General features: G+C 45.7%; 17 protein-coding genes. 3 read left to right on the forward strand and 14 right to left on the reverse strand.

Annotation, left to right across the window (positions count from 1 at the left end; all coding sequences use genetic code 11):
- Window positions 1-10: 10 nt before the first annotated feature.
- From ACT3TH_RS02215 to ndhC, 14 genes are all read right to left on the reverse strand, one after another.
- Window positions 11-853: a ferredoxin--NADP reductase gene (locus ACT3TH_RS02215; protein ID WP_444754215.1), complete on the reverse strand. Its 843-nt coding sequence runs from the start codon at window positions 851-853 to the stop codon at window positions 11-13.
- A 171-nt stretch (window positions 854-1,024) separates the two neighbouring features.
- Window positions 1,025-2,503 (reverse strand): NADH-quinone oxidoreductase subunit N, encoded by a 1,479-nt coding sequence (locus ACT3TH_RS02220; protein WP_444754216.1) that lies wholly within the window; start codon window positions 2,501-2,503, stop codon window positions 1,025-1,027.
- 3 nt (window positions 2,504-2,506) lie between these two features.
- Window positions 2,507-4,132 carry an NADH-quinone oxidoreductase subunit M gene (gene nuoM / locus ACT3TH_RS02225; RefSeq protein WP_444754217.1) on the reverse strand — a complete coding sequence of 542 codons (1,626 nt, stop codon included), beginning with the start codon at window positions 4,130-4,132 and terminating at the stop codon, window positions 2,507-2,509.
- Window position 4,133: 1 nt separating this feature from the next.
- Entirely contained in the window at window positions 4,134-6,008 is a 1,875-nt protein-coding gene (gene nuoL / locus ACT3TH_RS02230) for an NADH-quinone oxidoreductase subunit L (RefSeq protein WP_444754218.1), read from the reverse strand.
- 4 nt (window positions 6,009-6,012) lie between these two features.
- On the reverse strand, window positions 6,013-6,321 hold the full coding sequence (gene nuoK, locus ACT3TH_RS02235; protein WP_444754271.1) for an NADH-quinone oxidoreductase subunit NuoK: 309 nt from the start codon (window positions 6,319-6,321) through the stop codon (window positions 6,013-6,015).
- A 98-nt stretch (window positions 6,322-6,419) separates the two neighbouring features.
- Entirely contained in the window at window positions 6,420-7,151 is a 732-nt protein-coding gene (nuoJ, locus tag ACT3TH_RS02240; RefSeq protein ID WP_444754219.1) for an NADH-quinone oxidoreductase subunit J, read from the reverse strand.
- Window positions 7,148-7,696, reverse strand: coding sequence for an NADH-quinone oxidoreductase subunit NuoI (nuoI, locus tag ACT3TH_RS02245; protein WP_444754220.1), 549 nt, complete (start codon window positions 7,694-7,696; stop codon window positions 7,148-7,150). The genes nuoJ and nuoI overlap by 4 nt, the downstream gene beginning before the upstream one ends.
- A 55-nt stretch (window positions 7,697-7,751) precedes the next feature.
- Entirely contained in the window at window positions 7,752-8,795 is a 1,044-nt protein-coding gene (nuoH, locus tag ACT3TH_RS02250) for an NADH-quinone oxidoreductase subunit NuoH (protein ID WP_444754221.1), read from the reverse strand.
- 1 nt (window position 8,796) lies between these two features.
- A complete protein-coding gene (gene nuoG, locus ACT3TH_RS02255) occupies window positions 8,797-11,910 on the reverse strand; it encodes an NADH-quinone oxidoreductase subunit NuoG (protein ID WP_444754222.1) in 3,114 nt (1,037 codons plus the stop codon).
- A 10-nt stretch (window positions 11,911-11,920) separates the two neighbouring features.
- Window positions 11,921-13,345 (reverse strand): NADH-quinone oxidoreductase subunit NuoF, encoded by a 1,425-nt coding sequence (gene nuoF, locus ACT3TH_RS02260; protein ID WP_444754223.1) that lies wholly within the window; start codon window positions 13,343-13,345, stop codon window positions 11,921-11,923.
- Entirely contained in the window at window positions 13,342-13,851 is a 510-nt protein-coding gene (gene nuoE / locus ACT3TH_RS02265; RefSeq protein WP_444754224.1) for an NADH-quinone oxidoreductase subunit NuoE, read from the reverse strand. The genes nuoF and nuoE overlap by 4 nt, the downstream gene beginning before the upstream one ends.
- A 145-nt stretch (window positions 13,852-13,996) precedes the next feature.
- On the reverse strand, window positions 13,997-15,772 hold the full coding sequence (gene nuoC / locus ACT3TH_RS02270) for an NADH-quinone oxidoreductase subunit C/D (protein ID WP_444754225.1): 1,776 nt from the start codon (window positions 15,770-15,772) through the stop codon (window positions 13,997-13,999).
- Window positions 15,773-15,934: 162 nt separating this feature from the next.
- Entirely contained in the window at window positions 15,935-16,603 is a 669-nt protein-coding gene (locus ACT3TH_RS02275; protein ID WP_444754226.1) for a NuoB/complex I 20 kDa subunit family protein, read from the reverse strand.
- A 177-nt stretch (window positions 16,604-16,780) separates the two neighbouring features.
- On the reverse strand, window positions 16,781-17,404 hold the full coding sequence (gene ndhC, locus ACT3TH_RS02280; RefSeq protein ID WP_444754227.1) for an NADH-quinone oxidoreductase subunit A: 624 nt from the start codon (window positions 17,402-17,404) through the stop codon (window positions 16,781-16,783).
- A gap of 814 nt (window positions 17,405-18,218) precedes the next feature.
- Between ndhC and ACT3TH_RS02285 the strand changes: the two genes are divergently transcribed.
- The 3 genes from ACT3TH_RS02285 (at window position 18,219) to dut (ending at window position 22,317) form a co-directional block, all read left to right on the forward strand.
- Entirely contained in the window at window positions 18,219-20,252 is a 2,034-nt protein-coding gene (locus ACT3TH_RS02285; protein ID WP_444754228.1) for a UvrD-helicase domain-containing protein, read from the forward strand.
- 92 nt (window positions 20,253-20,344) lie between these two features.
- Window positions 20,345-21,748: a magnesium transporter gene (gene mgtE, locus ACT3TH_RS02290; protein ID WP_444754229.1), complete on the forward strand. Its 1,404-nt coding sequence runs from the start codon at window positions 20,345-20,347 to the stop codon at window positions 21,746-21,748.
- A 104-nt stretch (window positions 21,749-21,852) separates the two neighbouring features.
- Window positions 21,853-22,317 (forward strand): dUTP diphosphatase, encoded by a 465-nt coding sequence (gene dut / locus ACT3TH_RS02295; protein WP_444754230.1) that lies wholly within the window; start codon window positions 21,853-21,855, stop codon window positions 22,315-22,317.
- Window positions 22,318-22,337 lie beyond the last annotated feature (20 nt).

A 22,337-nucleotide genomic window follows, 5' to 3' on the forward strand; every position in this document is an offset into this window, starting at 1 on the left:
ATATCGTTATTTACCAATAATTCTCTACGGCAATATTACCCTCGCCGCGGCGATTCATCACCAAGCCCAGCGATTTTAACGTCTCTTTGGTGTCTTCTACCATATCTGGGTTGCCGCACAGCATGACATGCGTGCTATCAGTATCCAGCTCGATACCTGCCCGCTCCTGCAAAGTACCATCCAATAGCAGCTTTGGCAGACGCTCCGTTAATGCGCCTTCGATAGACTCACGAGTGACAATAGGAATAAAGATCAGTGTGGCTGGGTTGTCTACCAACGAGCCAAAATCTTCTTGTAAGCGTTCGATCTTCTCCACATAGGCAAGCTCATCTGTCGAGCGAGCGCTATAAGCCAGTACAATGTGCTCGTAGTCTTCCCACGTTTTTAAATCTTGTAGCATCGATAAAAAAGGTGCCAGACCAGTTCCGGTCGCTAGCAGCCACAGATCCTTAGGTAATGGTTTTTGATAACGCGCCAATGTTAAAAACCCAAAAGGCATTGTATTGAGTAGCAACTCATCACCGACTTGCAAGTGCTGTAGCTGAGAAGTAAATGCGCCATCAGGGATCACGATAGAAAAGAACTCTAGCACCTCGTCGAAAGGTGACGAAACAATGGAATAAGCACGAAAAACATCTTCGTTCAATGCTGCATTAATCGTCTCATCATTAACATTCTCAGAAACCTCGCTTTGCTGCTTATAATACTGCAACTGACTGGGATTGACGCCCAAACGTACAAACTGCCCTGCCGTAAATTTAAAGCTATCAGGACGGCTCACGGTAAAGCTAAAGAGATTGGGCGTCCATGTGGTTTTACTGAGCACCGTTACTTTTTGAATATTGTCACTCATAATAATTGATCACTCACCTATTATTTATACTTATTGAATTGTTAGACGCTACAAACGAAAAGATGCGCCAAGCTTATCACAAAGCTGGCGCATCTTGTTTTTCTAACCGTAACTACCGATAACTTGCAGCAACAGCGTGCCACAATTTATCGTCAATCTTATCCAATCACATTACCAAATACGCGCCAGACTGGCCCACTCAATCATACTGTTTGGCAAGACACCAAAGAAAACAATGATGGCTGTGACTGCAATTACCATAATACCGCCAGCACGAATGGCCCATTGTCCAGAAACGTCAAATTCAATAAATTGCTTAGGACGTTTGAATAACGTGAGCATAACGCGTAGATAATAGAACAAGCCGATGGCACTGCCCAAGATAATCATCGCAGCTAAGAACCAGTTGGTGCCTTGTACCGCTGCCAATATCGCGAACAGCTTAGTGATGAAGCCAGCTGTTAACGGAATACCTGCCAATGACAACATCATAATTGTCATGACAGCGGTCAATACTGGACGACGCCAAAACAGCCCTTGATAGTGCGACAATTCATCGGCCTCACCAGACAAGCGATAAGGACTAGACATCAAGGTCACTACACCAAAAGCACCGATAGAGGTAAACGCATAAATTGCCATATACATACTAGAGATACTGTCCGCTGCCGCACCAATACTGACGATAACGATCAATACATAACCCATGTGGGCAATTGAAGAATAACCAAGTAGACGCTTGAGGCTGGTTTGACGGATCGCCAATAAGTTACCCGCTAAGATCGATAGGGTCGCCATGACCATCAACAACATCTGTACCGATGGCAACGCCAATAAAGACGTATCAATTAAGAAGCGAACAGCCAGCCCCATCATTGCAACTTTTGATACCGATGCTAAAAAGGTGGCGATAGGTGCTGGCGCACCTTCGTAAACGTCGGGCGTCCACATATGAAAAGGAGCAGCAGATAGTTTAAAGGCGATACCAAACATCATCATCGCCGCACCAAGGATCAACAGTGGCGATTCGAAAAGATTGCTCAATACCATACTGATAGGTTTGAAAGCCAACGACCCTACTTCTGCATAAATAAAAGCCATACCCATAAGCAACGTTGCCGATGCCGTCGCAGATAATACTAGGTATTTTAGCCCTGATTCAAGCGAGCGGCTACGCATATAAGTATAGGCCAACATGCCATAAAGTGGCACTGAGAGCATCTCTAAACTCATAAAGAACGATGCCATATGCTGAGCGCTCACCATCAGTAGCGCACCGATTGTCGATAGCAGCATGAGCAGATACAGCTCATCTTTATTGTCTTTTAGATTTACCAAATACGCATAAGACAACGTGCAACAGGCCAACGCACAAATGAAGATAACCACCATATTAAACTGAGCAAAGTTATCGATAACAAATAACTGATCCGCGTTTGGTACAAGACTACCGCTCTCGATAATACCAAGCATTTGACCAATTAAAGTAAACAAACCAACGTTTAAACCGACGACCGTAACTGTGCCAGTAACTATATGCGAGCGTTTAATCGCAATAGCAATCATGACTGCCAATACCGTTATCACAACGATTATAATTGGCGCATAAGGCAACAACCCCATCAAATCATTCATCGTAATATTATTCATGACTTAACGTGCCTCCATTGCATCAAGCAGTTGCGACGCATCAACCTGCGTTACTTGACTATATATATACGCATTGTTGATCCACTGCATCGCATGACTTGACGTATCAAGGAACGGCTGTGGATAGAGTCCGAGCCATACCAGTCCAGCGGCTAGCATCAATAATAATGACAGCTCACGCTTGCCCAAGTCTTTTAGTTTGCGCGTTGGCAAACCATGTGATTTGGTTTCTTCTACCGCCAACGCTGCAATATTGTTTTTACCAAATAACGCGCGGTGAATCAAAATAAGCGAGTATAGTCCTGCCAATACCAAGCTGAATGTAGCCAATACCACAAACACAGGATATTGAGCAAACGCGCCAAATAAAATCATGAACTCGCCAATGAAGTTACCTGTGCCTGGAATACCCAGCAGCGCGGCACAGAAGAACATCAATATTGGCGCATAGTAACGGAACTGTCCCCACATACCGCCCATCAAGGTCAGATCGCGCGTGTGCAGACGTTCATATAACTGACCTGCCATAATAAAGAGTGCCGCCGAGCTTAAACCATGTGCAAGCATCTGAATCATCAGACCTTGTAAGCTGAGTAACGTGCCAGCATAGATTGCCAATACTACAAACCCCATGTGCGAAATACTGGTATAAGCCAGCAAACGCTTCATATCGGTTTGCATAAAGGCAAGCCATGCACCATAGAAGATACCGATCGTACCCAAAGTCATGGCAATCGGCGCAAACTCCTGTGACGCCACTGGAAACAATGGCAAGACAAACCGAATCAAACCATAAGCGGCCGTCTTAATCAGAACACCTGCCAAATCCACCGAACCTGCGGTTGGTGCTTGCGCATGCGCGTCTGGTAACCAGCCATGAAAAGGAATAATCGGCAACTTAACGGCAAAACCAATAAAGAAGCACAGCATGATTGGATATTCCCAGCCGCCAAGTGACGTACCGAGCAAGTCATTGTAATTAAAACTCACCACGCCCTTTTGCGCGTAGCTGATAATGACCAATATCAATATACCGACGAGCATGATTAGCCCAGACGCTTGGGTATAAATAAAGAACTTGGTTGCGGCATATTCTTTGGTTTTACCAACCACATCATGACCCCAAATAGCGATCAAGAAGTAGATAGGAACCAGCATCATCTCCCAGAAGAAGAAGAATAAGAACATATCAATGGCTAAGAAAACGCCAATGACGCCGCCCAAACTCCATAGCAGATTCAGATGGAAGAAACCGACGCGGCGTTGAATCTCATTCCACGAACAGGCTACCGCAGCAATACCGAGCAGTCCTGTTAACGCCACCATCATTAGTGACAACCCATCCAATGCCAAATGAAAGCTGATGCCAAAGCTTGGTATCCACGGCACACTGAATTCAGCGACCCAAGGCACTGCTGCGTCTGGCGCAATGACCTGTTTACTCATACCGCTAAAGTCACCGTAATGCCACAGTACAAGTGACAATACAAAGGTCAACGTCATACCCACTAAGGCAATCCAGCGCGGTAGACGTTTATTAAATCGCTCTACCAACCAGCACAGCAACCCTGCAATAAAAGGAATTGCAATCAATGCTGGTAGCATCCACGTTTGTTGTAACTCAATCATCTTATACCACCGTCATCATTACCAGCACGAGCAATACAGCCATACCCAAGCCAAAGCTTGTAGCGTAGCCTCGAAGTGACCCTGTTTGCGTCGCAGACAATACCTTATTACCTGCTGATGCCAGCTTAGGCAATACATACCACGTTTTATCAATAGGGTCGGCTTTAAATAAGCGGCCGATGAATAAAAAGGGTTTTACAAAAATTATATCGTATAGCGCATCAAAGCCTAAACCATGATAGCACCAGTGATACATGGCGCCGCCAATGCGTGAGCGCTTAAAGCTTGTAAGCATACGACCTTTATTTATCACATAGAGCAGTGCTGCAATTATCAAACCAGCCAGCATTGCACCCATCGCGATATATTCGGCCGTGTGCTTAGCATGATCTTGACCCGCCACTTCTAATAAATGCCCAACGCTCTCTGGCAACACGCCTTGCAATGGCGGTGTGATCCATGCGCCAACGGCTGTTGATAGAACAAGTAATACAGTGAGTGGCAACCAATACGACACCCCTGATAACTTATGCGCATGGGTTTTTTCTTCACCAAAAAAGATAATCCAAATCATACGGAAGGTATAAATAGCCGTTAAGAAAGCACCGAATACGCCCATATAGAACAGTACCATGTGACCTGTGGCATACGTCTCCCAAAGAATCGCTTCTTTAGAATAAAAGCCAACCGTCACCCAAGGTATGGCCGCAAGTGCACCACCACCGACAATATAACACCAGAATACCAATGGTATCTTTTTACGTAAGCCGCCCATCTTAAAGATGTCTTGCTCATGATGGACTGCAAGGATAACCGCACCTGATGATAAGAATAGCAGCGCTTTAAAGAAGGCATGCGTCATCAGATGGAAGATAGCGCCTTGCCATGCACCAACTCCAAGCGCTAAGAACATGTAGCCAATCTGGCTCATAGTCGAGTAAGCAAGAATACGTTTGATGTCTGTCTGCGCCAATGCACAAAATCCAGCAACCACCAGTGTCAAGGCACCAACGCCGCCAACCCAGTACAACAAGATACCAGGTGTCAACTCAAACAATGGATGTAGACGGGCAATCAAATAAACCCCTGCCGTCACCATTGTTGCTGCGTGGATAAGCGCTGACACAGGCGTTGGACCTGCCATTGCATCGGCAAGCCAAGTATGTAGTGGCAGCTGAGCTGATTTGCCCATTGCGCCGCCCACAAGCATCATGGTGGTCAACATCATAATTGGATTATTGATATCGAATACTTCTGGCGCACGGGTAATAATCTCTTGAATATTCAGCGTACCAAATTCTCGGAACAATAAAAACAAACCAAAGGCCAAGAACACATCACCGACACGCGTGACAGTAAAGGCTTTCATAGCGGCAAGACCATTGGCTCTGTCATGATAATAATAGCCGATGAGTAAGTACGAACAGATACCCACGCCTTCCCAACCGAGATAAAGTAAAAACAGGTTATCTGCCAAGACCAGCAGTAGCATACTGGCGACGAACAAGTTCATATAGCTAAAGAAACGGGCAAACCCAGTATCGCCTTTCATATACCAAGCAGCAAACAAATGGATCAAAAAGCCAATGCCCGTAATGACACCAGTCATGGTGAGCGCCAAGCCATCAAAGCTCAGTCCGAAGTTCGGCGCAAAATCGCCAACCTGAAACCATGTCCATAGTGGCATCTGTATTACAGTACCTGCTGGATTGGTGGTCAAAAAAGTATAGCTGACTATCAGCGTGCATAACGCTGATAACAGCATGCTACCGACACCGACAATCGCTGCCACCTGCTCGGTTAACTTGTCGCGCATAAAGGCTAAAATCAAAAAGCCAATGAGCGGAAATATAAAGGTTAATGGTAATAAACTCATGACATCATCCTTTCATCTCATTGGCGCTATCGACATCGAGATGCCCACGCTTATGATAAAACCGCAATAATAGTGCCAAACCAATGGCTGCCTCTGCTGCTGCCAACGTCAAAATAAAGATAAACATAATCTGCCCATCCGGATCGACCCAGCGACTTCCTGCCACCACAAATGCCAACGCTGCGGCATTCATCATGATCTCAAGACTCATCAGCATAAATAAGAAATTACGTCGTACCATGACGCCGCACAGACCAATGGCAAATAGGATACCAGCCAAAATCAATCCATGGCTCATCGGTATCATGCCCAATACATTCTGCGCCTCAGCAACCGGCTGTACAAAGCCCGCTACCTCGTGGGCAAACGGCACGTTTGACACATCTTGTGCCACGCTCGCTGCTAGTACCATCAGTCTGACTCCTTGCGCGTGACTTTATTCACACCTACTTGACTACCTACCTTCATGCCTACGTAGTCATGCGGGTCAACATCTTTATATTCGTAGGGTTCAGGCATTTTTACCGTATCATCTTTTTTATGAGTACTAGCGTTATTGTATTGCTCGATACTACCCGCACTTGTTTGAAAGCCTTGACTGTCGTTATCGACACTCTCATCATCTTTCGTCTCTTTACCCAAATGATAAGCAGCAACTAAAGCAGCCAATAGTAATAAGGCAGCCACTTCTATGAGCATTACATACTTGGTAAATAGCACCGTACCAACTGCTTTGGCTGATACAGTCGTACCACCAATCATCGCCGCATCATCGTGGTTAAGACCAATCATGGCATAAAGCACAACAGCCACAATAATCGTCAGACCTGTTGGTATGGCCCAAGTACCTGCATCAAGCCAACGCTCTTCGCGCTCGTCATTACTCATGCCCAAATTGAGCATCATGATAACAAAGACAAACAGCACCATAATAGCGCCAGCGTAGACAACAATCTCAAGTGCCCCTGCAAACGGCGCACCCAGCACGAAAAATATGCCAGCGATTGCCAGTAATGACACAATCATTGATAAAATAGCGTGTACGGGATTGGCTTGAGTGACCACGCGCAAACTGGCAAATATTGCCACTGCGGCAAGTGAATAAAACCCAGCCAATTCAGGATGGTTCAAGATATTCATCATGGCAGCAAGCTCCTTAGATCAATAGGTGCAGCTTCATTTTGCGCCGCCCCTTTTGGTTTGTCCGCTACCGCCATACCCGTCACACGATAATAGTTATAATCAGGGTATTTACCTGGCCCTGAAATGAGCAAATGCTCTTTTTCATAAACCAAATCTTGGCGCTTATATTCACCAATCTCAAAGTCTGGCGTCATTTGAATGGCTGTCGTTGGACACGCTTCTTCGCACAACCCACAAAAGATACAGCGCGAAAAATTGATCCGAAAAAACTCTGGATACCAGCGTCCATCATCACGCTCAGCCTTCTGCAATGAGATACAGCCAACTGGACATGCCACGGCACACAAGTTACAAGCAACACAGCGCTCGTCCCCATCAGGGTCACGCGTTAGGATAATGCGTCCACGAAAACGCGGCGGTACAGGTACCGGTTCTTCAGGATAAAGAATGGTGTCGCGCGGTCTGAGCGCATGACTATTGACCATCCACATGCTGCGGACAATGGTAAATATACCAATGACGGTCTTTTTTATGGTAGTAAACATGGGATTATTATCCTTATCAGCTTTACCCTAGTTCATCAATAATGACTAGTAATGACTACAACGTTGGAGAAAAGATCAAAATGACCGCAGCGGTAATCAACAGATTAATCAAAGTGACGGGCAAGCAAACTTTCCAGCCAAAGTTCATCACTTGATCATAGCGCGGACGCATGAGTGAGCCTCGAGCCAATACAAACATGGTCATAAAGAACAACGTCTTAATCATGAACCAAAAAGCTGGTGGAATAAATGGGATATCTAAATTAAAAGGCGCAAGCCAGCCACCGAAGAACAAGCACGTCATGAGCGCAGAAATCAGTACGACGTTGACGTATTCACCAATGAAGAACATCCCGAATTTCATACCTGAATATTCGACATGATACCCTTCAGCCAGCTCTTGCTCTGCTTCTGGTTGGTCAAACGGATGTCTGTGCGTCACTGCTACACCAGCTACCACAAAGGTTAAGAACCCAAAAAACTGCGGAATGATATACCAGCCGTCAATTTGTGACTCAACAATCTCGCGCAAGTTAAATGAGCCTGTCAATGCGACCACACCCATCAATGACAAGCCTAAGAACACTTCATAACTGATCGTTTGGGCGGCTGAACGCAAGCCACCAAGTAATGAGAACTTATTGGCAGATGCCCAGCCACCAAACATCACAGCGTAGACAGCGATACCTGCCATTGCAAAGAAGAACAGAATACCGATATCCCAATCAGCCACGCCAAGCGTTGGCGAGATAGGAATGATGGCAAATGAGGCCAATGCGGTAAACATGGCGACCGCAGGTGCCAAAGTGAACATAAACTTATCGGTAAATTTTGGCGTCCAATCTTCTTTAAAGAAGATTTTTAACATATCCGCAATCAGTTGCAATGAACCAAAAGGCCCAACACGGTTTGGACCATAACGATCTTGCCACAAAGCGAGCATACGGCGCTCATAGACAATCATCATGGCGGCAACCAGTACCACAACTAAGAAAATAACCAACGATTGTCCAACCATAAACAAAATAGACCAAGCATCAAAGCTTAGACTACCAGCCAAAAAATTTGGCACATCAGGAATAATACGGGTGACGGGCATATTACACCTCCTGAGTGGTGGTCGGCGCTGTCGTTACTTGCGTTGCGCGGTTATCATGAATGCTGTCACCAGCGTCTTTATGTGCTAAAAAACGATCAGCAGCCATACCGCCCATCATTGTCACGGGTGCATCGACTTTACGTACCGAAGCTGGCATTGATGGATGGATAATGCTTACCTGTCCAACTGGATAACCGATACAACCTTCTGCTAAGTAGCCAACGAGCTGTACTGGCAAGATGATTTGTTGTTTGTCAATTTCAATCGCTAGGTAATCACCCGCAACGACATTCCAGTCTTTAGCATCATCTATACCAATACGCCATGCTGCAACAGGTAACTGCTCAGCGACGATTGGACTACGTGAGGCCATCATTGAGCTGGCATAGATATTATAGATAGGCACCAATTTGGCATGTCCCTGCTGTATATCTGTCGTGGTCGAAAAGGTGGCTTCTGGCGCTACATATTGACGAGTGGCCAAACGCTCCAATTGATCAAACAAGCGCACACCTGGATCGCCGTTTTTGAGATGACCACCGACTTTGTCTTGATACTTATTCCACGCCTGCGGTGAGTTCCAACCTGCCGCATTGGCAAAAGGAATCATAGAGCTTGGCGTTTGCTTACCTGTATAACCTTCCATTGAGAATGTCAGGCCTGTGTCTAAATCTTTCGGCTGCATTGGCTCATGAACTGAAATTGGCGCACGCATGGCGGTACGACCAGAGTAACGGCGCGGCTGACGGGCAATTTTTAGACCTGTAATACGGTAGTCCGCATCTGGAGCAGCGCCTTTGATGTCAGCAAGCTTAGGATGAGTCGCTATTAATGCATTAATCACATCATCCAGTTGAGTCCAATCGACCTCTTTGCCTTCTAAGCTGCTATGAACGGCATGCAGCCAGCGCCAGCCTTCTTTAATACTGCTCATCGGATGATAGTAATTATTGTCATAAACTTGGAAGAAACGCTGAGCACGGCCTTCCGCAGATATCAGTGTGCCATCCGCTTCCGCAAAACTTGCTGCTGGCAATACGATATCAACATCTTTGTGCCAGTCAAGCAACTGATGGTCTAGGGCAATGACCGTTTTGTCCGTCAATAACTGCGTTAATTTAGCGGCATCAATCGCATCAGTTAGCTGATTTTCAGCGACAATGACGATATCAAAGTCCGTAGCCAGCAGCTCTTCAACGGATTGACCACCAAGCATGCAAACCCCAATGCTATTGGCATCAGGAACGGTTAGATAAATACCAGCTTGTGAATGATAGCTGTCGTTTACTTCTTTTAACTCAAGCTTATCAGCAGGCTCGCGCTCAACATCGTCTTGCGCGTCTTTATCCGTACCTGTGTCTGATTTCTCTGGCTTGGCCGACAGTTCTTGATCTTCATCAGGCTGATCGGTTTGTGCTTGTTGTTCTGCCGCACGAACCTTTTCATTATGAATGTCAATTTGGTGCTGCTCTGTGGCCTTAATGGCTGCCCGTTTTTGCGTCAGTGCTTGCGTAATCTGAGCCGCTGCTTCTATCAAGGCGGTAGACGATAAGCTGGTGCCTGAGATAACTAACGGCTTATCCGCTTGCAGCAAGTCATAGGCAATTTGCTGAGCAAGCGCTTGCATACCATCAGTATCAACATTGACATCGTTATCTTTTTGCTCAGTGGCTTGTGTATCTGTTACTTCTGATAAGTCATCAGAGAAATTAGCAATCTCAGCCGCCACTTTAAAACCAAGTTTGGTAATATCTTCAGGCGTCGCGACTACGCTGACCTTACTGATGTCTTCTAGCTTCGTTTGGGTCACATCGATGACATAGACAGGACTGAGCGCATCTTGAGCAATACGTTTGACTGGCTCAGCAAGCCAAGGTTGCGTCTGTAACGCTGCCGCCATTTTCAAGCCTTCGTTTTTTGCTGCCTGACGTACAGACAACGCAACGCGCGATGAGGTTTGAGTAATGTCTTCACCCAGAACCAGCACAGCATCATAACTTTCGATATCAGTCATGCTAGGGTTATAAATGCCCTCAGTGCTGAGCACTTCGATACATTTATTGACCAGTGTTTGCTGCTGATGATTCAGACCCGTTGAAAATTTATCGTAGCCGACCAGATTTTTTAGCGCAAAGTTGGTCTCAAGGCTTGCACGAGGTGAGCCAATACCGATGACTTTTTTATCTTTGATACGCTTGATGGTTTCATCTAGTGCGTAATCAATATTTATTTTCACATGCTTGTCATTGATACGTTCAAGTGCTTGGGTTGGGCGGTCGTCACGGTTGACATAGCCATAGCCAAAGCGACCGCGGTCACATAAGAAGTAGCGGTTGACTTCACCGTTATAACGGTTTTCGATACGGCGCAATTCACCATAACGCTCACCCGGTGAGATGTTACAACCCGCTGAGCAGCCATGACAGATGCTGGGTGCATACTGCATATCCCATTTACGGTTGTAGCGCTCAGAATGCGTCTTATCTGTGAAAACACCCGTTGGACAAACTTCGGTTAAGTTGCCTGAAAACTCACTTTCAAACTGGCCATCTTTATCACGGCCGAAATAGACACGGTTGTTTGAGCCATACACGCCCAAATCTTCACCACCTGCATAGTCTTTATAAAAACGAACACAACGATAGCAAGCGATACAACGATTCATCTCATGCGCGATGAATGGACCAAGCTCTTGATTGTGATGCGTGCGTTTGGTAAAGCGATAACGACGACGGCTATGACCTGACATATAAGTCATGTCTTGCAAATGACAATGTCCACCTTCTTCACAAGTTGGACAGTCATGCGGATGGTTGGTCATCAGTAGCTCAACCATCGACTTACGAAATGCTTTGGCTTCCTCATCGGTGACCGAGATATACATGTCGTCGCCGGGTGCGACCATACAGGACATCACAAGGCGACCGCGACCCGCTTTCATGTCATCGGCATTTTGGTATTGCTTAACCGCGCACTGGCGGCATGAACCGACTGAGCCGAGGGCTGGATGATAGCAAAAATAGGGCACATCAATGCCAAGTGACAAGCATGCTTGTAACAAGTTATCTGTGCTATCTACTTCGACAGTGGTTCCATCAATATGTATGACTGCCATGCCGCTCTCCTTATTTCACTACTGGCTGTTGATTGGCTGCAGCGTCAATGACGTCTACACCAACCGCCTGCGCGATTTTTTGATCAAACTCAGGACGGAAATATTTAATCGCACTCATTAGTGGTTCCATCGCACCCGGCGCGTGCGCACAGAAGGTTTTACCAATCCATAAATCACGCGTGAGCCCCTCTAGTTTTTCTACGTCGCCGATTTGCCCTTCACCATCATTGATGGCGGTAAGCAATTTAACACCCCACGGCAGACCATCACGGCACGGCGTACACCAACCACAGGATTCGCGCTGGAAGAAAATCTCAAGATTGCGTAACAATGGCACCATATCTTGTGCCTCATCGACGACCATGATTAGGCCAGTACCCATACGGCTACCCGCCTCTTGGATGGTATCAAAATCTACGACTACGTCTAGATGGTCGGCGGTCAAAAAGTCGGTTGATGCGCCGCCCGGTAGCCATGCTTTGAGCTTCTTACCCTCTTTCATACCGCCCGCCAAATCTTCAATGATTTCGCGCGCTGTATAGCCAAATGGTAATTCCCATAGACCAGGATCGTTGACCAAACCTGAGCAACCAAATAGCTTGGTGCCAGGCGTTTTACTTTTGCCCTTGATATCAGACAATGACTGATACCACTCCACACCATGGTTTAAGATCGCTGGCATATTGCATAAAGTTTCAACGTTATTAATAACCGTTGGTCTGCCCCATGCACCAGAAATCTGTGGAAACGGCGGCTTGGTACGTGGATTGGCGCGGCGACCTTCTAGGCAATTAATCAATGCCGTTTCTTCACCGCAGATATAACGCCCCGCACCTGTATGCACATGCAAATTAAAGCTAAAATCAGACCCTAAAATGTTGTCGCCCATCAAATTATTGGCTAAGCATTCATTAATCGCAGTCACCAAGCGCTCAGCGGCCACAATATATTCACCACGGATAAAGATGTACCCGTCGGTCGCGCCAATAGCATGCGCCGTAATCAGCATGCCTTCAATTAATTGAAACGGTAAGCGCTCCATGAGCAAACGATCTTTAAACGTGCCCGGCTCCATCTCATCAGCATTGCAAATAAGATAACGCGGTAAACCGTCTGGCGGTGACATAAATGTCCACTTTAAACCTGCATTAAAACCTGCACCGCCACGACCTCGGACGTTGGCGGCTTTAATCATGTCACCGACTTCTTTAGGCGATTTATCCAATGCCTGTCGCAAGCCTGTAAAACCTTTTAAAGACTCATAAGTCGCCAGATCAAGTACAGCATCATGATGTGCCAAACGCCACGTTAATGGTCTGGTTTCGCTAGTAGCCGTTGCTTTATCGCCATAAATCGGAACGCGCTGTTCATTGAGCTGACTTGGTGCTTTACCTTGACCACGACGAGCAATCTGTTCTGAAATCGTTAAACTCATGCGTATAGCTCCAATAATTGCGCGACCTCAGTGGGCTGGACGGGACCGTAAGTGTCTTCGTCAATCAGCACGGCAGGACCTTTATCGCAGTTACCCAAACAGCAAATCGGCAGTAACGTAAAGCGACCATCAGCAGTCGTCTGCCCATACTCGATACCCAACTGTGCTCTGATTTCAGCTGATAGCGCCTCATAGCCAGTCAGATAACAAGCCACTGAATCACAAATAAGAATCACATGGCGACCGACAGGCTGACGATAAATACGGTTAAAAAACGTTGCAACCCCATCCATATCTGACATCGGGATATCTAGGAGATTGGCAATGGCATTCACTTGTGCATCATCAACCCAGCCGTTGCGCTTTTGGACAATTTTCAGCGCATCCAGTGAGGCCGCACGTGCTTGCGGATAATGATGCATAAATTCATGGATAGCGGCAATTTCCTCAGTGGTGAGGATACTGGCGACATCTACTTTCGGCATTTTGTCGGAAACAATTTTCATAATCTTCTATCTTTCCTCACTCATCACGCTCTATCTCATGACAACGACAGTCTCATTACAATTGTCGTTGTTATAAGAGATGACAGCATTTTGGTGTGCCATTTGGCAATAATATATTGATTAACGTCTCTTTTTGTCAAAAACTCTAACGATCACAGTCTGCCATCACAATATCAATCGATGCCAGATACATAATGGCGTCGGATACCAGCGATCCATTAATCACTGACGGCATCTGCTGCAAATGTGCAAATGTTGGCGTGCGAATACGTGTGCGATAGCTCATCGTGGCTTTGTCTGATGTGATGTAATAGCTGTTCAAACCTTTTGTTGCTTCTACAATCGTGGCGCATTCGCCCGCTGGCATCACAGGACCCCACGATACAGAGATAAAGTGGTTAATCAGCGTTTCAATATCATTCAAGGTACGGTCTTTTGGTGGTGGCACAGCCAATGGATGATCCGCCTTATAAGGGCCTTGTGGCATGTTATCCATACATTGGCGAATGATGCGTAAAGACTGGCGCATCTCTTCGACTTTTACCATACAGCGATCATAAGCATCGCCGTTATAACCTACTGGTACTTCAAAATCGTAATTTTCATAACCCATATACGGACGTGCTTTACGTAGATCGAAGTCCAAACCTGTGGCACGCAAACCAGCACCTGTCACGCCCCATGCCAATGCTTGCTTGGCATTGTACTGCGCCACGCCTTGGGTACGACCTTTTAGCACGCTGTTTTGTAATGCCGCTTTGACATACTCATCCAAGCGTTTCGGCATCCAGTCTAAGAACTCACGCACCAGACGCTGCCAACCACGTGGCAAATCAGCAGCCGTACCGCCAATACGGAACCATGCTGGATGCATACGATAGCCAGTCACTGCTTCAATGACGTCATACGCTTTTTGACGATCGGTAAACATATAGAACACAGGCGTCATACCACCCGCATCCTGAATGAAAGTACCGACGAATAGCAAGTTGTTAGTAATGCGGAAAAACTCGCTCATCATCACACGAATTGTCTCAGCACGAGGCGGAATGGTAATGCCCGCCAGTTTTTCGACCGACATAATATATGGCAGCTCATTCATCACACCGCCAAGATAGTCGATACGATCGGTGTAAGGAATGTATGAGTGCCACGTTTGACGCTCCGCCATTTTTTCGGCACCGCGGTGGTGATAACCGATATCAGGAATACAGTCGACGACCTCTTCGCCATCGAGCTGTAGCACCAAACGAAATGCACCATGCGCCGAGGGATGGTTAGGACCGATGTTCAAGAACATAAAGTCTTCATCACGACCTGAGCGTTTCATGCCCCACTCTTCAGGCACGAAACGCAAGTTTTCTTGCTCATATTGCTGTTTAGCGGTATTCAAAAAGTACGGCGTAAATTCAGTGGCACGTGCGTGGTACTCTTTACGTAGCGGATGACCTTCCCAGTATTTTGGCAATAAAATACGGGTCAAATGCGGATGACCACTAAAGACGATACCGAACATGTCCCACACTTCACGCTCATACCAGTTGGCATTTGGCCAGATCTGCGTCGCACTTGGCACATTAAGATCGTCTTCACTCAATGCCACTTTGATACGTACGTCACTGTTGCGCTCAAGCGACATCAAATGATAAAACACTGTAAAGTCGCTATCAGGCAATCCGGCACGATGCTGGCGCAAACGCTCATCTATCGCTGACAGATCAAACAGCATGACATAAGGCTTTGGTAGCTTACGCAAAAATAAGAGCACATCAAGCAAATCAGCGCGCGCCACCCAAACTGTTGGAATCTCGTCCACAGTGTGCTGTATTACGAACTTGCCAGCATACTTCTGTTCTAGCTCTTTGATAACGGCTGGGACAGGTTTAATCTTAGGATCTATGTTTTCAACTACCGTGACCATGAATGATGTATTCCTTCATTAATCATATCTATATTGATCATAACCGAACGATATTAATCATAATCGAGCTATGATGAGCGTATGCGTATTGAGCAATTTTAAGAAGCGTTTGATAGTAAACCAAATGATTAACTAAACCATCACAGGCTCACTATCCGATGACTAAATACTGTCTGGACTACGCAAGTTCTTAACCGCGATACGGTCCGCTTGCTTACGGTCACGCTCAGGCGTCATTTGCGGCTGATAAACCCCTTGCTCATTGACATGAATACCCAATGGACGACGCTCTTTCGTGATGGACTCTTGTAATAACATCAGCCCTTGTATCAAAGCTTCTGGACGCGGCGGACAGCCTGGCACATAGACATCTACTGGTATAATCTTATCGACACCTTGTACGACCGAATAAATATCATACATACCGCCTGAGTTGGCACAAGCGCCCATCGAGATAACCCATTTTGGCTCAAGCATTTGCTCATAAAGACGCTGAATAACGGGCGCCATTTTGACAAAACACGTACCAGCAACGATCATTACATCCGCCTGACGGGGCGAGGCACGAATGACTTCTGCTCCAAAGCGTGACAAATCATGAACGGCTGTTAAAGTAGTGGCATACTCGACATAACAACAAGAAGTACCAAAGTTAAATGGCCATAATGAGTGCTTGCGCCCCCAATTTGCTGTCGAATGAACAAGGTCTTCTAGACGACCCATAAAGACGTTTTTATTGACTTCGTCTTCGATAGGATCATTGACCGTTTGAGTGGTCTGTGCAGGATAAATATCTGCATCAGGGTTGGCTTTTGTTAATGTGTATTTCATAACATACAACCTTTTTATTAGGCTTGATATGGCAAGCATTTCGCCATCACCATCGCCTTAACTTCTAATATGAATAAAGGGTTATTAATACAAACTCAATGTACAAACAGGATTTTGTCGTCACGTCTTTGCTATCTTTCTAAGCCATAAAAACAGGACAGAGACTTACAAAGACGATTAGCGCTCACCGTTTCTTTGCGGCGTGGACGCACCAAAATCCACAGAAGTGACATTACCTGTGGTATTAATATGATCGATATTTTGTAGGTGACGACGATTGGTCTCAATATTGTTTGAGACATTAATCTGTCCTGAAGACTGTGCTGGTATTTTACCTGTGGGATCAACCATCAACTCATCCACACCATCAAAGCCTGTGATGTCGGCCAATTTGAAACCTGCAGGCGCGGCATACAAACGCTCTTTTTTGCGGCGTTTGTCGGCAGGCGCCCAGTTCATTGCCCCAAGGCTTAGCTCGTATATCAACCCAATGATTAGGATAGTAATAAACACGGTAGCCGCAGCAAAACCAAGCCAGCCAGCTTCGCGTACCGAGACAGCATAAGCATAAAGATAAAGGGCTTCTAAATCGAAAATAACGAAAAAGATTGCCACCAGATAGAATTTGGCAGACAAACGAATACGGGCGTTGCCAGATCCGACAACACCCGCTTCAAATACTTCTTCTTTTTGTGAGCCCTGAGAGCGACCGCCAAGCAAACGTGGCACGACCAGCATAAAGACAACTAGCCCAATGGCGGCTAAGATAAAAGCAATGGCTGACCAATTAAAAGCAGACATGATAATACGTGCTCCTCACCCAATCGAGTGTCAAGCCCAGCGCTAGAATTGACCTAATCAAGGCCATCTAGCGACAGGCATAACACAGACAAAAATACAAAGTGACTGTCACTGAGTCCTTGTATTTAAGTAATTATTTTAGGTACTGTGCTGGTAATAACCAATTATCAAGCTTATTGACGACGATGTCAGATGTGACCAACTTTAGAGAGTCCGGTATGCGCGCGGATAAAAGGCTGGTCGCCTGACGCATCTTCTAACAACGTAAGATCAACGTATTAAATCAATATCATATTCAAGAGTTTACTTAATTGATTTAATAGCTCATTACACGTGGTCAATAATGACGAGACAACTGGCATAAATTATTTACGTACTATACGCTTATCGGTTTTTAAAAGCTAGTTTTTAGCTGTATTGAACGGTCATTTTATCTGTAGAAAAAATAGGTTTTTTTGTCATAAATTATGATATAGACACGTACCTTATATTAACCTCAAATTCATACTTTTTATTGTGAGCAGTTATGATCGCCTTAATAAACCCAAAGCTTATACTTTGACACACAGATCTAAGCCCCAACTCCTCCCCCAAAGCCCTACTTTTTGCTTTATAATAGCGCATCCAAATTCAATGACTTACTATCATTAAATTGTCATCAATTCGCAACTTCTACCGCTTGCGTTATATGATTTTTTATTAAAATATCACTACAGTATCGCGGTTAAAGATACGCTTCGCATTTATCTGTCTATCTTGACTGGAATGCTATCAGCTCTACCTTCTTTTTCGCTTTTGTCTTACAGGTCACGTTATGAGTCAACTCAATCCCAAACAAACCGAGGCCATGCTCTACGTATCTGGTCCACTACTTGTACTAGCAGGTGCAGGCTCCGGCAAGACGTCCGTTATTACACGTAAGATTGCCTACCTTATCGAAGAATGCGACATGCCAGCTGAGCGCATCACTGCCGTGACGTTTACCAATAAAGCGGCGCGCGAGATGAAAGCCCGTGTCAGCAAGCTGTTGCCAAGCGAAAAAATGCGCGGTCTGACGGTATCGACTTTTCACCAATTTGGCCTACAGTTTTTACGCTACGAGCTGATTCATACCCCGCTCAAAGGTAATTTTTCCATCATGGACAGCGATGACAGTAAGCGCCTGTTGATGGAGCTGATGATGCGCGACAACTTAAGCGGCGCTGAAAGTCGTGAGTTGGTCGGTAAAGCGATAAAAATGATTTCTGACTGGAAAAATGATCTGATTGAGCCTGACAAGGCGATGGAAACTTTAGATGATCCAGAGGATATGATTTTTGCCACCCTTTATGCACTATACGAGCGTAATTTGCGTGCTTACAACGCGGTCGATTTTGACGACTTGATTGTATTGCCAACGAAAATTTTACGTGAAAATAGAGAGCTGCGTGATAAGTGGCAAAATCGTATCCGCTATCTGTTGGTCGATGAATACCAAGATACCAACACGGCCCAGTACGAAATGATTAAATATCTGGTCGGGCCACAAGGGCGTTTCACCGTCGTTGGCGACGATGACCAATCTATCTACGCGTGGCGCGGGGCCAAACCTGAAAATATGGCGCTGCTCAAAGAAGACTTTCCTAAACTAAAAATCGTCATGCTTGAGCAAAACTACCGCTCAACCACGCGTATCTTGACCTCTGCCAACGCCGTCATTCTGAACAATGAACATTTATTTGAAAAGAAACTGTGGTCAGATAAAGGTCAAGGCGAGAAAATCCGCATTATTAACTGCCGCAATGATGATGATGAATCTGAGCGTGTCGCAAAAGAAATCGTCACTCACAAACTGCGCTTTGGCAATGAATGGGAGCAATACGCTGTCCTTTATCGCAGTAACTTTCAGGCGCGTATGTTAGAGGCGCAATTACGTCAATTGCAAGTCCCTTACAAGTTATCTGGTGGCCAATCATTCTTTGCGCGTAGTGAAATCAAAGACATCATGGGCTATTTGCGGCTGATTTTGAACCCTGAGGATGACAGTGCGTTTTTGCGCATTATTAATACTCCCAAACGCGGTATGGGGCCAGCAACTTTAGAAAAACTGGGTTTATTTGCGCAAGAGCACAGTATATCGTTACTGGCCTCCTGTACCCACGCTGGTCTCGCGCATGTTTTACCATCGAAGGCTTACAGTACGATAAAAGAGTTTGGTGAGTTCATTGAGCACTATACGCGCGAGCTCGATCAACATCCTGACCCTGTGCCTATCGTGCGTCAGATGATTGATGAAACAGGGTATATTGACTTTGTCCGTAGCGATGCTAAAACACCGCAACAAGAAAAAAATCGTATCGATAATATCGATATGCTCTATACCAGTATTCAATCTTTGATCAACCGCGCAGAAGAAGACGAAGACCGGACGATTGATACCATCATTCGTAAGCTGGTCTTACTTGATATGCTGGAGCAGCAGCAAGAAGAAGAGAATACCAATAAAGTCAATCTAATGACATTGCATGCAGCAAAAGGCTTGGAGTTTGATTACGTTTATATCATGGGACTTGAGGAAGAAATGCTACCGCACCGCAACTCTATCTTGAGCGAAACGGTCGAAGAAGAGCGCCGTTTGATGTACGTGGGTATCACTCGTGCTCGCCGTGAGCTGACTTTGACGCTAGCTACCCAGCGCCGAGCTGGAGGTCAGATGCGCGTCACCTCAGAATCACGATTCTTAGATGAGCTACCAGAAGATCATATCGATTGGCCCGCCAAAGCCAAAAAGAAACAAGCGACCAAAGATCCAGCAGCAGTGGCTGACGAATATTTGGCGAATATTCGAGCACTACTGGGCAAACGTTAGAATTAAAATCAACGTTTAACAACGAAATACGTATCAGTCGCCCATTTTACTATTTGTAATTATTTTTACCTTCTAAAAACACGGGAAACCTTATGTCTACCTCTATGCCCGATCAGGAACGACCCTCTACGCTACAAGGAGAGTATAATCCGGCAGAATATAGCGCCGAGTATAAGCTTCTGTATTTGCAGGGTTTGGTTGCTGATAAGGCGTATGCGGCTATTACTGAGTTTTTAGAAAAGCAGTCAGAATATGAAATTGCCAGTCTACTGGAGTCTTTTCCTACTCAAAACCGTCTTTTGATTTGGGCGCAAGTACCTGACCATATTAAAGGAGAAGTGCTGGCTGAGCTAGATTTTGATACACGCCAGCCTTTAATGGAGAATATCTCTTCAAAAGAGATTTCTTTATTCACCCAAGACCTTGATGCGCAAGATATTTCTGAGATTTTAGATACCGTAACCGAAAGCGTGCGTACCTCGGTTATGGCGACCTTAGACGAAGACATTCGTGTGCAGGTCAATAAGCTCGATACCTATGAAGATTGGGAAGTCGGTAGCTATATGGATCCCGACCTGATTCAAGTAAGAGAAGATATCACTCTTGCGGAAGTACAGAATTGGTTGCGTGAAAATGACGAGCTACTTGATGATGAGAGCCAAGAGCTGTTGGTGGTCGATCAAAGCCAGCAGTTACTCGGATTGTTGAGTTTGGTTGACCTAATCAAACACAATCAAAGTACATTGGTTTCAGAGCTGATTGACACAGCCATCACCATTAATGATCGCTTAGACATTCAAGATGCGGCAGCGATCTTTCGTTCAGAAGACATCCGTTTTGCGCCTGTCATCAACAGTCATGGCGAGTTGGTTGGCCAACTAAATGGTGAAGACATTATGGAAATTATCCAAGATGATGTCGACAGCACGATGAAAAACCTTGCCGGTGTCAGTCAGGACGAGGAGCTGTTTGCGCCTATTTTAACCAGTGCCAAAAGCCGTAGTGTGTGGCTGGGTATTAATTTGTGTACCGCCCTACTAGCCGCCGCAGTGATTGGTCAGTTTGAGGCGGTATTGGCACAAGTGGTAGCGCTTGCGATACTCATGCCTGTGGTTGCGAGTATGGGTGGTATTGCAGGCTCGCAAACGCTCACGGTTGTGATTCGCGGTATGGCCATGGGTCAAATCGGGGGTTCCAACCGTTTATGGCTACTTAATAAAGAGCTGTGGGTGGGCGCAATAAACGGTATTATATGGGCGATCATCATGGCGATCATAGCCCAACTGTGGTTTCATGACATTAAAATCAGTACGGTAATTGGCTTTGCTATTGCGATTAATATGACTGCCGCCAATGTCTCAGGGATTAGTATACCCTTGATGCTAAAACGCATGAATATTGACCCTGCCCTATCTGCCTCAGTCATTCTAACCACGGTCACTGATATCGTCGGCTTTATGTCGTTCTTGGGCTTAGCAAGTGTGCTGATACTTTAATCTACAGTCAATTGCTTGCTTTTATATCGAAAGCCTTATTATCATAAACGTTTTAAAATTAATTTTTTATTTATCAGATCATTAAATTGTCAAGTGAGTGCGTTATGCAAGCTGTACAAGTCAAAGTTTTAAACCCTAAAATTACCGAAGATAAAGGATTTTCTCTTCCTACTCGCGCCACTGATGGCAGTGCAGGCATTGATCTGCGCGCTTGTATTGATGCGCCTTTGACGATTAAAGCGGGTAGCACGCACTTAATAGGCACAGGTCTTGCCGTTTATATTCAAGACCCTAATTATGCCGGTATGATTTTACCGCGCTCAGGTCTTGGACATAAGCACGGTATTGTTTTAGGTAACTTGGTTGGGCTGATTGATGCCGATTATCAAGGTGAGCTGATGGTCAGTATTTGGAATCGCAGTGAGGAAGACTTTGTCCTCAACCCAAGCGATCGCATGGCGCAGTATATCGTGGTACCCGTTGCTCGTCCTGAATTTGAAGTCGTCACCGAGTTTAGTGATGAAAGCAGTCGCGGTGCTGGCGGTTTTGGGCATTCTGGTCGCCAATAGCCTTTGCTGGTTGTATCAAC

Source organism: Psychrobacter sp. AOP22-C1-C5 (genome assembly GCF_052378885.1).
Lineage (GTDB): Bacteria > Pseudomonadota > Gammaproteobacteria > Pseudomonadales > Moraxellaceae > Psychrobacter.

Bases quoted from the DNA above. Each gene is read 5' to 3' on its own strand.
- nuoF (WP_444754223.1), bottom strand. From the start codon at position 13,345: ATGAGTTTAACGATTTCAGAACAGATTGCTCGTCGTGGTCAAGGTAAA.
- nuoC (WP_444754225.1), bottom strand. From the start codon at position 15,772: ATGGTCACGGTAGTTGAAAACATAGATCCTAAGATTAAACCTGTCCCA.
- nuoL (WP_444754218.1), bottom strand. From the start codon at position 6,008: ATGAGTTTATTACCATTAACCTTTATATTTCCGCTCATTGGCTTTTTG.
- ndhC (WP_444754227.1), bottom strand. From the start codon at position 17,404: ATGTCTGCTTTTAATTGGTCAGCCATTGCTTTTATCTTAGCCGCCATT.
- ACT3TH_RS02285 (WP_444754228.1), top strand. From the start codon at position 18,219: ATGAGTCAACTCAATCCCAAACAAACCGAGGCCATGCTCTACGTATCT.
- ACT3TH_RS02220 (WP_444754216.1), bottom strand. From the start codon at position 2,503: ATGAATAATATTACGATGAATGATTTGATGGGGTTGTTGCCTTATGCG.
- nuoJ (WP_444754219.1), bottom strand. From the start codon at position 7,151: ATGATGAATATCTTGAACCATCCTGAATTGGCTGGGTTTTATTCACTT.
- ACT3TH_RS02215 (WP_444754215.1), bottom strand. From the start codon at position 853: ATGAGTGACAATATTCAAAAAGTAACGGTGCTCAGTAAAACCACATGG.
- nuoH (WP_444754221.1), bottom strand. From the start codon at position 8,795: ATGCCCGTCACCCGTATTATTCCTGATGTGCCAAATTTTTTGGCTGGT.
- nuoG (WP_444754222.1), bottom strand. From the start codon at position 11,910: ATGGCAGTCATACATATTGATGGAACCACTGTCGAAGTAGATAGCACA.
- ACT3TH_RS02275 (WP_444754226.1), bottom strand. From the start codon at position 16,603: ATGAAATACACATTAACAAAAGCCAACCCTGATGCAGATATTTATCCT.
- nuoE (WP_444754224.1), bottom strand. From the start codon at position 13,851: ATGAAAATTGTTTCCGACAAAATGCCGAAAGTAGATGTCGCCAGTATC.
- nuoM (WP_444754217.1), bottom strand. From the start codon at position 4,132: ATGATTGAGTTACAACAAACGTGGATGCTACCAGCATTGATTGCAATT.
- nuoI (WP_444754220.1), bottom strand. From the start codon at position 7,696: ATGTTTACTACCATAAAAAAGACCGTCATTGGTATATTTACCATTGTC.
- mgtE (WP_444754229.1), top strand. From the start codon at position 20,345: ATGTCTACCTCTATGCCCGATCAGGAACGACCCTCTACGCTACAAGGA.
- dut (WP_444754230.1), top strand. From the start codon at position 21,853: ATGCAAGCTGTACAAGTCAAAGTTTTAAACCCTAAAATTACCGAAGAT.